We start from the raw sequence: 13,025 nt of genomic DNA on the forward strand, positions 1-13,025 counted from the left end.
CTCTGGCACGAGACGATTTTTTTTATTCAACCAGGCTCAAGAACCCAACATGCAAATAGTGATCTCTGAATTCATGGACGAAAGCGCAGTCGCGCAGTTGCAAGCCCAGCACGATGTGGTGTTTGACCCCACACTGGTCGACGACATGCCGCGCTTGCTGCAACTGGCGCAGACCGCCGACGCGCTCATCGTGCGCAATCGCACCCAGGTGCGCGGCGAATTGCTGGCCGCGCTGGCGCGTTGCAAGGTGATCGGCCGCCTGGGCGTGGGCCTGGACAACATCGACGTGAGCGCCTGCGAAGCACGCGGCATGCAGGTGATCCCTGCCACCGGCGCCAACGCCCTGGCTGTTGCCGAGTATGTGATTGGCACTGCCATGGTGCTGCTGCGCGGCGTTTACCTGTCCAGCGCGGCCGTGGCCAGCGGCACATGGCCGCGACCGGCTTTGTCCAATGGGCGTGAAATCTCCGGTACCTGCCTGGGGCTCGTGGGCTTTGGCGGCATCGGCAGGCTCACCGCCAAACTGGCGCAAGGTCTGGGCATGACCGTCATGGCGCACGACCCGATGCTGGCAGCCGACAACCCGGTCTGGGCCGAAAGCGGTGTGCAATGCGCCTCCTTCGAAGACCTTTTAAGCCAGGCCGATGTCGTCAGCCTGCATGTGCCATTGACACCCGGCACGGCCAACATGCTGTCGGCCGAACGCATTGCAGGCATGAAGCCCGGCGCCATCGTGATCAATACCTCCCGGGGCGGCATTGCCGACGAGCGGGCGGTGGCGGCGGCCTTGCGCGAGAGCCGCCTTGGCGGCGCAGCGTTTGACGTGTTCGAGTCCGAGCCGCTGGGTGCCGGCTCTGCCTGGGAGGGCTGCCCGAATGCCATCCTCACGCCGCATGTGGCCGGTGTCACCGCCGAATCCAATGTGCGCGTCTCCACCCTGATTGCGGCCGCCGTGGCCCGCGCCCTGAAAGCCTGACCCCCATGCTGCACTCGTACGAAGAACTCAACACCCTGGTCCAGGACGCATTGACCCACGCCGGCGCATCGCCCGCCCAGGCCAGTGCCACGGCACTTGCCCTGGTGGCAGCCGAAGCCAGCGGCCTGCCGTCGCATGGCCTGTCACGCGTCACCATGTATGTGGCCCACCTCAAGGCGGGGCGCGTGCTCGGCGATGCCGTGCCGGCGATCAGGAACCAGCGTGCCAGCGCCGTGCTGGTCGATGCTTGTAACGGTTTTGCCTTTCCGGCCTGCCGCCTGGCCATCGACGAAGCGATTGCACGCGCGGCGCAAACCGGCATTGCCATTGCCGCTGTCACCAACAGCCACCATTTCGGCATGGCGTCGTACCACCTGGACGCCGTCGCCAGTGCCGGCATGGTGGGCATTGCCTGCGGCAATTCGCCTGCGGCCATGCCGGCGGCGGGCGGCAAGCGGCCGATTTTCGGCACCAACCCGATCGCCGCCATCTTTCCACGCGAAGGCAGGCACCCGGTCAGCATCGACCTGTCGCTGTCCGAGGTGGCGCGCGGCAAACTGATGGTGGCGGCCAAAAAAGGCGAAGCCATTCCACTGGGCTGGGCACTGGACGCAGACGGCAACCCGACCACCGACCCGAAAAAAGGCCTGGAAGGCTCGATGCTGCCGATGGGCGGCGTGAAGGGGGCGATGCTGGCGCTGATGGTCGAGCTGTTGGTGACCACGCTGACCGGCGCGCATTTTGGCGCCGAAGCCGACACCTTTTTCGTCGATGAAGGCAACCAGCCCCGGCTGGGCCAGGCCTTCATCGTGATTGATCCGGGCGCGCTGGGCGGCACGGCGGTGTACGGCGAGCGGATTGAAGCCCTGCTGGCGGCCATGCTGGTGGACGAGGGCGTGCGGCTTCCCGGGCAACGCCGGTTCGACCTGATGGCCCGGGCCGATGCTTCAGGCATTGACGTGTCCCAGGCGACGCTCGACGCCATCAAGGCCTTGCGCTGAACGCGAAACCAGGGCTTTTACAATCGCCCTGTGCCAGCACCGTCTTCAGGATTTGTTGTCCTCCCCGGACGCACAAAGTGCTGGCTTGAGTAGCAATCAACCCGTGAACAAGGCCTTATCGTGAACAAAAAAGCAGCCAGCCCAGAGCCTTCCGCTCTTTGGACTTCATGAGCACCTGCCCGGGGGGGTGTCGCCTTGCCAGGGTCGCCACTGGCGCCCCGCTGAGTGGCAAATTCGCAATGGCTTCCAGCGGCAAGCCTTGACCATGCTTTACCGTCAAGTCAAGCGGCAGTTGATTGCAGATATTCAGTCCGGTGCTGCCGCGCCCGGTGTGGCGCTGCCCAATGAAACCGAGCTTGCCCGGCGTTTTGAAGTGTCCATCGGCACCGTGCGGCGTGCCGTGGATGAGCTGGTGGCCGAGCATGTGCTGGTGCGCCAGCAGGGACGCGGCACCTTTGTCGGCAAGCTGGACCGCGAGCGCTTCTTGTTTCATTTTTTCAAGATCGCCGGACGTGACGGCGTCAGCGAATTTCCGGAGGTGCGCCTGCAGTCGTTCACCCGGTCCCGCGCCACGCGGGAAGAAGCGCAGGCACTGGGCCTGCATGGCACGCAGTCGGTGTTTTGCATTGACAACGTGCTGCTGCTCAAGGGCCGGCCCGTCATTCATGACCATGTCGTCATCGCCACGACCATGTTTCCCGGCTTGACCCAAGACCTTTTCAACACACGCAACTCCACCATTTACGGGCTTTACCAGTCTGCCTTTGGCATCACGATCGTTGAGGCCGACGAACGGGTGCGCGCCGAGCTGCTCAGCCTTGAAAGTGCCCGATTGCTCGGCCTGCCTGCCGGCATGCCGGTGCTGCGCATCGAACGCGTGGCCTACACCTTTGACCGCAAGCCCGCCGAATTCCGTATTTCCGTGGTCGACACGCGCGATGTTGACTATGTGTCGCGCATGCGCGACGCCGCTTGATCCAAACTGCCAGAACTGCCTTTGACCGCTTCAAGCGCAGTGGCAGCCAGACACCAGGCGGCACAGCCGGGCGCTGGGCAATGCAGCAAAAACAGCCACGCCATAGTCATCCACAGCGGGGCACTCACAAAATTCCAGCCCATCCCGATTGGCACAAAGGCCAGTATCCAGGCCATGCCGACAGCCCGTTTTTACTGAAAGGAGCATGAAACATGGCGAAAAAAAGAGTGGTGAGCCAGTTCGGCATGGGCACGTCGATTCGCAGCCTCGATTACACCGAAGCGGCGGCGCGGGCCATTCGCGATGCGCTGTGGCACAACTCGCTGAATGTGGCCGAAGCCTTTGGTTTCCCCCGCGAGGCAATGATCATCGACGTCGAGATCGGGGTGCAGCAGCCGGACGCGGTGGACATTGACGCGCTGCTGAAGGTTTTCCCCTACGGCCAGCCGAGCATCACCGTGGTCAAGGGCGGGCTCGACATCCCCAAGCCGGGTGGCGACAGCATCAGTGTCATGGCCCATGCGGCCATCCTCGTTTCCTTTGACATGGAGCCGGCAAATGGCTGAAAAACGCATCATTCTCGAAATGGGCACGGGCAACGACCTGTATGGCGGCGACTACACCAAGGCGGCCTGCCGTGCAGTGCATGACGCGCTGCACCACTCGTCCATCGTGCTGTTCAGGTCGCTCGGTTATGACCACCGCGACATGCGCGTGCAGGTCACCATCGGCGTGCAGCAACCGGACAAGGTGGACCTGGCCGTCGTTGCCGCCGAACTGCCGCGCGGGCGGGCTGAAGTCACGGCGGTTTTCGGCGGACTGGACGTGCATGACCCCGAGCAGCAAACCACCCACGTGATCGCCAGCGCCGCGATTGAGGCCTTTTTGCCTATTGAGGCTGCCGACTGGCGCTTGAGCGGCGCGAACTGAGATTCGTTTTTGCCTGCCCCCGCGCGGCGTTGCTGTTCCACTGTTCAAGCCTGCTTGGCACACGGGTCCATGACAGGGTTCGCCAGCTTTTCAGCCGGCCGATCATTGGCCGATTGAATTGCCCCAGAAAAAAAATTCGATTTGACGTGGTGGCCATTGACCGCCACAGTGGCGCATGAACCTTTCCAGCCAAAAAACCGCCGTCCAGGCCATTCCCCTCGCCACGGTTGACCAGTTGCGCGAGCGCATCCGCCGCAAGAGCCAGCTCAAGGGCCGGCAGGCTGATGACGCTTCGCTGGAAGAAGTTCGCGCGCTGGTGGGGCCGCGCCCGACCGAAGGCCACCGCCGCGACCTGCTGATCGAATACCTGCATTTGCTCAACGACGCCTACCGCTGCCTGCACGACCGGCACCTGGTGGCTCTGGCCAGGGAAATGAAACTCTCGATGGCCGAGGTCTACGAGGTGGCAACGTTCTACCACCACTTCGAAGTCGTCAAGGGCGACGTCAGCGGCGATGGACAGGCGCCTGGCTTGACTGTGCGCGTGTGCGACGGGCTGAGCTGCGAGATGGCCGGCGCGCAAGCGTTGCTGGCGGGACTGCCGGCGCTGCTGGCCGCGCAGGACGTGCGCGTGCTGGCCGCGCCGTGCATCGGGCGCTGCGAGCAGGCACCGGTGGCGGTGGTGCACCAGACGCCGGTGCCGTTTGCCACGCTTGAAGCCGTAATTCATGCATCAAAAATGCCTCTGGCGCAATATCAACGGTCACAAGCAGCTATCAATTTCGTAGTGGCTGACTGGGTGGAAAAAAGCATTCCCGAACTGCCTGGCACGACCGACTACGCCACCTACCGCGCTCACGGCGGCTATGCGCTGGCAGCAAGGCTGGCGAACGGGGAAGAGGACGCTGAGCGCGTGCTGCACGCCATGGAAAACTCCGGCCTGCGCGGCCTGGGCGGCGCGGGTTTTCCGGCCGGACGCAAGTGGCGCATCGTGCAGGGCTACAGCGCGCCGCGCCTGATGGCGGTGAACATCGACGAGGGCGAGCCCGGCACCTTCAAGGACCGAACTTACCTGGAACGCGACCCGCACCGCTTTCTCGAAGGCATGCTGATCGCCGCGCAGGTGGTGGGCATTGCCGCCTGCTACATCTATTTGCGCGACGAATACCACGACTGCCGCGCGCTGCTGCAGGCCGAAATCGCCAAGCTGCAGGCCGACCCGCCATTTCCCTTGCCGCTGATCGAGTTGCGCCGGGGTGCGGGCGCCTACATCTGCGGCGAAGAGTCCGCCATGTTGGAGAGCGTCGAGGGCAAGCGCGGCGAACCCCGCATGCGCCCGCCCTATATTGCCGAAGTGGGCCTGTTTGGCCGGCCCACGCTGGAGCACAACTTTGAAACGCTGTACTGGGTGCGCGACATTGCCGAGAAGGGTGCCGACTGGTTCAGCAGCTTTGGCCGCAACGGCCGCAAGGGACTGCGCAGTTTCAGCGTCAGCGGACGGGTAAAACAACCCGGCGTCAAGCTGGCGCCGGCCGGCATCACCGCGCAGGAGTTGATCGACGAATACTGCGGCGGCATGGCGGACGGCCATCAGTTTTATGCCTACTTGCCGGGCGGCGCCTCGGGCGGGATTTTTCCGGCCAGCCATGCGCATGTGCCGCTGGACTTCGACACCCTGCAGCCGCACGGCGGCTTCATCGGCTCGGCCGCTGTCATCGTGCTCGGCCAGCACGACAAGGCGCGTGACGCGGCGCTGAACATGATGCGGTTTTTTGCCAGCGAAAGTTGCGGCCAGTGCACGCCGTGCCGCGTCGGCACGGCAAAGGCCGCCAAGCTGATGCAAGCGCCGCTGTGGGACCACGCCACGCTGGAAGATTTGAACAGCGTGATGACCGATGCGTCGATTTGCGGCCTGGGTCAGGCCGCGCCCAACCCGGTGCGCTGCGTTCAAAAATACTTTTCTCATGAGGTGGCCTGAATGAATGCACGCGCCCAAGCCGATGAAGTTGCGCTGCCCACCATCGCCTTCACACTCGACCATGAAACCCTTCACGCTTTCCCGGGCGAAACCATCCTCAAGGCCGCCGAACGCCACGGCGTGAATATTCCGCGACTTTGCTACCAGGACGGCCTGCGCCCCGACGGCAACTGCCGCGCCTGCGTGGTCGAAATTGCCGGCGAGCGCACGCTGGCGCCGAGTTGCTGCCGCAGTGTGACGGCGGGCATGGAGGTACAGGCCCGCAGCGATCGCGCCGTGAAAAGCCAGAAGATGGTGCTGGAAATGCTGCTGTCGGACATGCCGGATGCGGGCTACAAGTGGATTGAAACGGATGAGTCGCTGCAGCACGGTGAACTCAGCGAATGGGCTTCGCGAATGGGTGTCACGGTCCGCCCCGAGCTCAAGGCGCTGCGCCGCGAGCAACCCCGGGCCGACCTGTCGCACCCCGCCATGGCCGTGAACCTCGACGCCTGCATCCAGTGCAACCGCTGCGTGCGTGCCTGCCGCGAGGAACAGGTCAACGACGTGATTGGCTTTGCCCTGCGCAGCGCGCACAGCGCCATCGTGTTCGACCTGGACGACCCGATGGGCGACAGCAGCTGCGTGGCCTGCGGCGAATGCGTGCAGGCCTGCCCGACCGGCGCGCTCATGCCCAAGACGCAGGTCGGCTCGCAAATCGTCGACAAAAAGGTCGATTCGGTCTGCCCGTTCTGCGGCGTCGGCTGCCTGCTGACCTACCACGTGAAAGACAACCAGATCACCAGCGTCGAAGGCCGCGACGGCCCGGCGAACCACAGCCGCTTGTGCGTGAAGGGCCGCTTCGGCTTTGACTACGCGCACAGCCCGCAGCGCCTGACGGTGCCGCTGATCCGCAAGACCGGTGTCGCCAAAGACCCTGCAGCGCTGCAAACGCTCAACCGTGACACCGCTGACTGGTCCGAGGTCTTCCGTGAAGCGACGTGGGACGAAGCGCTGGCGCTGTCCACCGGCGCGCTTAAAACCCTGCGCGACACAAAGGGCAAGAAGTCGCTTGCCGGCTTCGGCTCGGCCAAGGGCAGCAACGAGGAAGCCTACCTGTTCCAGAAGCTGGTGCGCACCGGCTTTGGCAGCAACAACGTGGACCATTGCACCCGGCTGTGCCATGCGTCGAGCGTGGCGGCGCTGCTGGAAGGCGTGGGTTCCGCAGCGGTCAGCAACCAGGTGCATGACGTGGAAAACGCCGGGCTGATTTTCATCATTGGCTCGAACCCGACAGGCAATCACCCGGTGGCGGCGACCTGGATGAAGAACGCCGCCCAAAAGGGCACAAAGATCGTGCTGGCCGACCCGCGCGTCACCGACATTGGCCGCCACGCCTGGCGCACGCTGCAGTTCAAGGCCGACACCGACGTGGCGATGCTCAATGCGCTGATCTACACGGTGATCGACGAGGGGCTGACCGACATGGCGTTCATCGAGGAACGCGCCAGCAATTACGAAGCGCTGCGTGCCAATGTGCAGGGCTACAGCCCCGAGGCGATGGCGCCGATCTGCGGCATTCCAGCGGCCACGCTGCGCGAGGTCGCGCGTGAATTCGCCCGCGCCAGGGGCGCGATGATCCTGTGGGGCATGGGCATCAGCCAGCATGTCCACGGCACCGACAACGCGCGCTGCCTGATCGCGCTTTGCGCCGTCACCGGCCAGATCGGCAAGCCCGGCTCGGGCCTGCATCCGCTGCGCGGCCAGAACAATGTGCAGGGCGCCAGCGACGCCGGGCTGATTCCGATGATGTACCCGAACTACCAGCGCGTGAGCAGCCCGGCTGCGCATGCATGGTTTGAAGATTTTTGGGGTATGACGCTCGATGACCAGCCCGGCTACACCGTGGTCGAGATCATGCACAAGATCCTGGCGCCCGACGCCGACCCGCACAAGGTGCGCGGCATGTACATCATGGGTGAAAACCCGGCCATGAGCGATCCCGACCTGAACCATGCGCGCCACGCGCTGGCCAGCCTGGAGCACCTGGTGGTGCAGGACATCTTCATGACCGAAACCGCCTGGCTGGCCGACGTGGTGCTGCCCGCCACCGCCTGGCCCGAGAAAACCGGCACGGTGACCAACACCGACCGCATGGTGCAGCTCGGCCAGCAGGCGATTGAGCCGCCCGGCGATGCCCGGGCCGACCTGTGGATCGTCCAGCAGATGGCCGCCGGCATGGGGCTGGTCTGGCAGTACGAGGGTGGGCACCACGGCGTTGCAGCGGTGTACGAAGAAATGCGCCAAGCCATGCACAGCGCCATCGCCGGCATCACCTGGGAGCGCCTGCAGCGTGAATCCAGCGTGACCTACCCCTGCCTGAACGCCGATGACCCCGGTGCGCCCACCGTGTTCATCGACCGCTTCGACACCGAAGACGGCCGCGTGCAACTGGTGCCCGCTGACATCATTCCGGCCAACGAACGGCCCGATGCCGATTACCCGTTTGTGCTCATCACCGGCCGCCAGCTTGAGCACTGGCACACCGGCAGCATGACGCGCCGCGCCAGCGTACTTGACGCCATCGAGCCGATGGCAACAGCTTCGTTGTGCGGCGCAGATTTGTTGAAGCTCGGCGTGCAGGCGGGCGAAGTCATCACCGTGCTGTCACGCCGGGGCGAAGTGGCCATCCACGTGCGCCGCGACGACGGCACGCCGTCCGGCGCGGTGTTCATCCCGTTTGCCTACTACGAAGCAGCGGCGAACCTGATGACGAACGCCGCGCTTGACCCGTTCGGCAAGATTCCGGAGTTCAAGTATTGCGCCGTGGCCATCAGGCGCGGGGGCGCAGTGGCCAAGTTGGCAGGCTATGAGCAGACGGCGGCTAAAAGGTGGTTTTGACTCAGGTGCAGGGTCCCGCAAAGGCGTGGCGTGATTCTGTACAGCGAGGAGGAAAAAGCGTTATGGCATTTATGTTTCATGGCAGCGCCCACACACGTCCCTGAAAAATCAAACGCCGCAGGAGCTTCACAAGACGTCAAGCGGCGGCGCGATGGTCGTGGATAAGGACCCGACCCAAGAAAGACTCTCGGTTGTGCTGCGCTCCAGTAAGAGGGGGCTGGGTTCGAGGAGGCCAGGCGTCAGCAACACCAAATGCAAAAACCGGGGCAGCGCCGTCCAGCCGCGTGAAATCAGTACAACTTGAACTGGTGTCAAACCTGTCTGACTCCGGGGTAACGTCACCGACGGTTATGAAGCGTGGGGATGTTTCTAAATATAAGAACGCTTGGTTTTTGTTAGGTACAGCTTGTACAGAAATTTTTTTTGCTTGTTAATACATAACTGTATTTAAGGAAAAAATTGCTTGTGATGTTATGAAACTTTCCAAGTGCATTGCGTCGCTGCGAGGGGTGCAGGTGTTGAAGCAGTGAATCAATGCGAAACAGGAAATAAGCTGCAATTACAAATTTTAAGATGGTAACAACCGTCTGCTGAAAGGCTTGCCATGGTTAAGTCAAGACAGACTGAGTGCAGAAATAAGCATTCGGAGCATTTTTTTGGCTTGTATGTCTTCCATTGGGCGTTGCTCTTGGTGACAGCTGTGGGCCCCCTGCTGTATCTGCCATCGTTGCAAGCGCAAACGCGCCCTGCCTATACTGCCATTGAGTACGCCAGGCTTGACAATCCGGGCGCCACCACCGTAATCCGTGGAATGAATTCCACCAACGAGGTGGCTGGCGGCTTCCAAAAGGACAAACGCAAAGCTTCGTCAGCGCTGATTTTCATGGCAAACAACGCCGTCGAGGACGTTGCTGGCGAGCAGGGCGCTGGCAACAGCGTTGCCTATGGCATCAATGACCAGAGCGAGATTGTCGGGGCCTTGAACACCAGTGAGGCGCTTCATCCTTTCCGAGCGGTGCGCAGGGGCGGGGTACAGAAACTCACGCTGCCACCGGGCACCAACGGCGGCATAGCCTATGCGATCAACGAACTGGGCGAGGCTGCCGGCTATGCCAGTGGGGATGTTGGAATTCGCGCGGTGTGGTGGACCCGGCGCGGCGAGGTCCAGTTGCTCCAAAGTATTGGCGCACTGACAACACGGGCCCTTGACCTCAACGACAGGGGCGACATCGTGGGTGTATCCGGCAATGAAGTGAAGACGGCTGTGGCCTGGCCGCGCAAGGGCGGCATCATCAGCCTGGGCACACTGCCTGGCTTTGTCAACAGCGAGGCTGTCAGCATCACTGAAAACGGCGCCATCGCCGGCGTGGCAATTGGCGCTGGTGAATTTCCTAACCGTTCGCGGGCAGTGCTGTGGCAGCCAGGCGGCGTCGGCATTCGGGACCTTGGGACGCTCAATGGCGGCAGTGACAGCCGAGCCCGCGATGTCAACAACCGGGGCGAGGTGGTGGGCACATCAAGCAGCACCGAAGGCGATCGCGCTTTTGTCTGGACTGCGGCAACCGGCATGCTGGACCTCAATTCGCTGGTGACCATCCCTGGGCTGGTGATGACCGATGCACTGAGCATCAACAAGAGAGGGGACATCGTGGTGATGGGGCATGACGGGCAAACTGGCGCGCCCCAGGAGTCCCATGAGCATGTGGACCACCATGCTGCCCGGCGCATTTTTGTTTTGCATCCATTGAGGTGAGAGCAATCATGAAAAATCCTGTCTACCTGATGGTTCAGTGGCTGCTACGGTTTGCCTTGGCAATGTGCACACTTGGATCGCCCTGGCTTTGGGCGCAAACCCCTCAAACGAGCGGTCAATGGCAAAACGGGCCCGATTTCCCCTATTTCCCCACGCACATCCACATGCTTCCCAATTTGACCGTCATGCTTTGGCCAGGGGACGGCGTAAGTGGAGATGACCCAAGGCTCTGGGACCCCGTGTCGGGCAGCGTGACAGCCCTGAGCCGGATTGGTTTCGATCCGTTTTGCAGCGCGCATACGTTCTTGCCGGACGGACGGCTGTTCGTCGCAGGAGGCCACATTGACAACTGGGTTGGGCTGCCCGATGCCGCAATTTACAACCCTGTCAACAACAGCTGGACGCGGCAGGCGCGGATGAACCTCGGCAGGTGGTATCCCACCGTGACCGGGCTTCCCAACGGGGACGTGCTGGTGGTCTCGGGTGCCGTGGACACGCCCAACGGCACCAATCCCTTGCCGCAAGTGTGGCAGGCCGCCACCGGAACCTGGCGCGACCTCACCGCCGCGCAATTGAGCCTGCCTATCTATCCGTACATGTTTGTTGCGCCTAATGGCTCTGTTTTTAATGCAGGCCCCGAAGTTGCAACCCGATATCTGAACACTGCCGGCACGGGGGCATGGTCGTTCGTTGCCAATCGAACGTTCAATGCAGTGCGGGATTACGGCAGCGCCGTGATGTATGCGCCAGGAAAAATCCTCACAGTAGGCGGGAGCGATCCGCCCACGAATACCGCTGAAGTCATCGACCTGAACGCAGCCACGCCAAGTTGGCGTGCCGTGGGCTCGATGAGCGTGGCTCGAAGATCCATGAATGCAACCATGCTGCCCGATGGCACCGTGCTGACAACCGGCGGCACGCGCGGACCAGGGTTTAACAATGGCAGTCCGGGCATGCCGGTGCTTGAAGCAGAGCTGTGGAATCCTGTCACGGAGTCCTGGCGCCTCATGGCGGCTGGCAGACTTGCCAGGATTTACCACTCAACTGCACTGCTGCTGCCCGATGCCCGCGTGTTGGTTGCCGGAGGCAATGGGCTCACGCAAACCGAAATATTTTCGCCGCCCTATCTTTTTGCGGGAGCGAGGCCTGTCATTTCATCAGCGCCTGCCAGCGTTAACAAAGGGCAAAGTCTTTTCGTCGGCACGCCTGACGCGGCGGGCATCGACGCTGTGAGCTGGATTGCACTGCCCTCGGTCACCCATACAAACAATATGCATCAAGGTTTCTTTAGCTCGACCAGCATCACGCAGGCAGCTGGCGGTATTAATATCGTTGCACCGAACAGCCTGACCGTTCCCGCAGGCCATTACATGGTCTTCCTTTTGAAGAATGGCGTGCCATCCACAGCCAGAGTGATCCAACTGACTCCGCAGTCCAGTAGCCTGCTGTCTGCTGTATCGTCTCTGGCGCCGGCCACGGCAACAGCAGGGGGACCGAGTTTTTCGCTGACAGTGAAGGGTTCAAATTTTGTAACCGCCTCCGTGGTGCGCTGGAACGGCTCAAGCCGGACAACGACATTTGTCAACTCCGGCCAGCTTTCGGCAGCGATTGCGGCGGGAGATATTGCAGCCGCCGGAACTGCGCAAATTACGGTGGTGAATCCTGACACAAGCACATCGAATGCCTTGTCGTTCACGACAACCTCCTCATCACCGCCAGCGACATGTACCTTTTCAAACTGGGTACAGGGAAAACAATATGCTGCCGGCAGTATCGTGTCGTACAACAGCAAGCTCTACATCGCCAAGTTTGCAAACCCGGGCTACGACCCCACCATCAGCACTTACTTCTGGGCGGTATATTTCTGCTCTGAAGCACCGCCACCGCCACCGACATGCACCTTCTCAAACTGGGTGCAGGGACAACAATATGCTGCCGGCAGTGTCGTGTCGTACAACAGCAAGCTCTACATTGCCAAGTTTGCAAACCCGGGCTACGACCCCACCATCAGCACTTACTTCTGGGCGGTATATTCCTGCTCTGAAGCACCGCCACCGCCACCCCCACCGCCACCGACATGCACCTTTTCAAACTGGGTGCAGGGACAGCAATATGCTGCCGGCAGTGTCGTGTCGTACAACAGCAAGCTCTACATTGCCAAGTTTGCAAATCCGGGCTACAACCCCACCATCAGCACTTACTTCTGGGCCCCATATGCATGCTAAAAGTTGAACCGGGGCCTCTATTCGACTCTTTATCGTGGGCTTTACCTGGCTTACAGGGACTGCCCACACAGTCAAGTATTACTAAACTGCTGAAATTGCTTTTCTTTGATGACGGTATTCGGCGTGAGGCGAAGCGGCGAGTCATCGAGTAACAGAGCGCACCCTTACAGACGGGCTTATTGCACAGCTGCTGCCCCAACACTGGCAACCTGCTCAGGCACACCATTTGCCACAATGATGGCGCTGGATTCGAGGTGTATTGCCCGGCTTGCTTACCCATGACTTCTCCCAGAGAGGTCATGGACG

General features: G+C 61.9%; 9 protein-coding genes. All 9 read left to right on the forward strand.

The window, feature by feature from the left end; all coding sequences use genetic code 11:
* Positions 1 to 49 precede the first annotated feature (49 nt).
* The 9 genes from IWX87_RS00415 to IWX87_RS00455 all read left to right on the forward strand — a co-directional run bounded on the left by IWX87_RS00415 (position 50) and on the right by IWX87_RS00455 (position 12,719).
* Positions 50 to 976 carry a hydroxyacid dehydrogenase gene (locus tag IWX87_RS00415; protein WP_196861539.1) on the forward strand — a complete coding sequence of 309 codons (927 nt, stop codon included), beginning with the start codon at positions 50 to 52 and terminating at the stop codon, positions 974 to 976.
* Positions 977 to 981: 5 nt separating this feature from the next.
* A complete protein-coding gene (locus IWX87_RS00420; protein WP_196861540.1) occupies positions 982 to 1,977 on the forward strand; it encodes an Ldh family oxidoreductase in 996 nt (331 codons plus the stop codon).
* Positions 1,978 to 2,242: 265 nt separating this feature from the next.
* Positions 2,243 to 2,953, forward strand: coding sequence for a GntR family transcriptional regulator (locus IWX87_RS00425; protein WP_196861541.1), 711 nt, complete (start codon positions 2,243 to 2,245; stop codon positions 2,951 to 2,953).
* 212 nt (positions 2,954 to 3,165) lie between these two features.
* Entirely contained in the window at positions 3,166 to 3,519 is a 354-nt protein-coding gene (locus tag IWX87_RS00430; protein ID WP_196861542.1) for a Lin0512 family protein, read from the forward strand.
* Positions 3,512 to 3,883 carry a Lin0512 family protein gene (locus IWX87_RS00435; protein WP_196861543.1) on the forward strand — a complete coding sequence of 124 codons (372 nt, stop codon included), beginning with the start codon at positions 3,512 to 3,514 and terminating at the stop codon, positions 3,881 to 3,883. The genes IWX87_RS00430 and IWX87_RS00435 overlap by 8 nt, the downstream gene beginning before the upstream one ends.
* 175 nt (positions 3,884 to 4,058) lie before the next feature.
* The gene (locus IWX87_RS00440; RefSeq protein ID WP_196861544.1) at positions 4,059 to 5,861 is read left to right on the forward strand and encodes an NADH-ubiquinone oxidoreductase-F iron-sulfur binding region domain-containing protein; all 1,803 of its coding nucleotides are present in this window, start codon (positions 4,059 to 4,061) and stop codon (positions 5,859 to 5,861) included.
* Positions 5,862 to 8,741 carry a formate dehydrogenase subunit alpha gene (gene fdhF / locus IWX87_RS00445; RefSeq protein WP_196861545.1) on the forward strand — a complete coding sequence of 960 codons (2,880 nt, stop codon included), beginning with the start codon at positions 5,862 to 5,864 and terminating at the stop codon, positions 8,739 to 8,741.
* An 883-nt stretch (positions 8,742 to 9,624) separates the two neighbouring features.
* Complete coding sequence (locus tag IWX87_RS00450) at positions 9,625 to 10,494, forward strand: DUF3466 family protein (protein ID WP_231376497.1); 870 nt, start codon at positions 9,625 to 9,627, stop codon at positions 10,492 to 10,494.
* Positions 10,495 to 10,523: 29 nt separating this feature from the next.
* Positions 10,524 to 12,719: a galactose oxidase-like domain-containing protein gene (locus tag IWX87_RS00455; protein ID WP_196868278.1), complete on the forward strand. Its 2,196-nt coding sequence runs from the start codon at positions 10,524 to 10,526 to the stop codon at positions 12,717 to 12,719.
* The last annotated feature ends 306 nt before the right edge of the window (positions 12,720 to 13,025 follow it).

Source organism: Polaromonas sp. CG_9.7 (assembly GCF_015752205.1).
In the GTDB taxonomy this organism is placed as follows: Bacteria; Pseudomonadota; Gammaproteobacteria; order Burkholderiales; family Burkholderiaceae_C; genus Polaromonas.

What these genes read in the sequence shown, in the direction of transcription:
- IWX87_RS00450 (WP_231376497.1), top strand. Translation starts at nt 9,625, where the DNA reads ATGGCAAACAACGCCGTCGAGGACGTTGCTGGCGAGCAGGGCGCTGGC.
- IWX87_RS00430 (WP_196861542.1), top strand. Translation starts at nt 3,166, where the DNA reads ATGGCGAAAAAAAGAGTGGTGAGCCAGTTCGGCATGGGCACGTCGATT.
- IWX87_RS00455 (WP_196868278.1), top strand. Translation starts at nt 10,524, where the DNA reads ATGGTTCAGTGGCTGCTACGGTTTGCCTTGGCAATGTGCACACTTGGA.
- IWX87_RS00425 (WP_196861541.1), top strand. Translation starts at nt 2,243, where the DNA reads ATGCTTTACCGTCAAGTCAAGCGGCAGTTGATTGCAGATATTCAGTCC.
- IWX87_RS00435 (WP_196861543.1), top strand. Translation starts at nt 3,512, where the DNA reads ATGGCTGAAAAACGCATCATTCTCGAAATGGGCACGGGCAACGACCTG.
- IWX87_RS00440 (WP_196861544.1), top strand. Translation starts at nt 4,059, where the DNA reads ATGAACCTTTCCAGCCAAAAAACCGCCGTCCAGGCCATTCCCCTCGCC.
- fdhF (WP_196861545.1), top strand. Translation starts at nt 5,862, where the DNA reads ATGAATGCACGCGCCCAAGCCGATGAAGTTGCGCTGCCCACCATCGCC.
- IWX87_RS00420 (WP_196861540.1), top strand. Translation starts at nt 982, where the DNA reads ATGCTGCACTCGTACGAAGAACTCAACACCCTGGTCCAGGACGCATTG.
- IWX87_RS00415 (WP_196861539.1), top strand. Translation starts at nt 50, where the DNA reads ATGCAAATAGTGATCTCTGAATTCATGGACGAAAGCGCAGTCGCGCAG.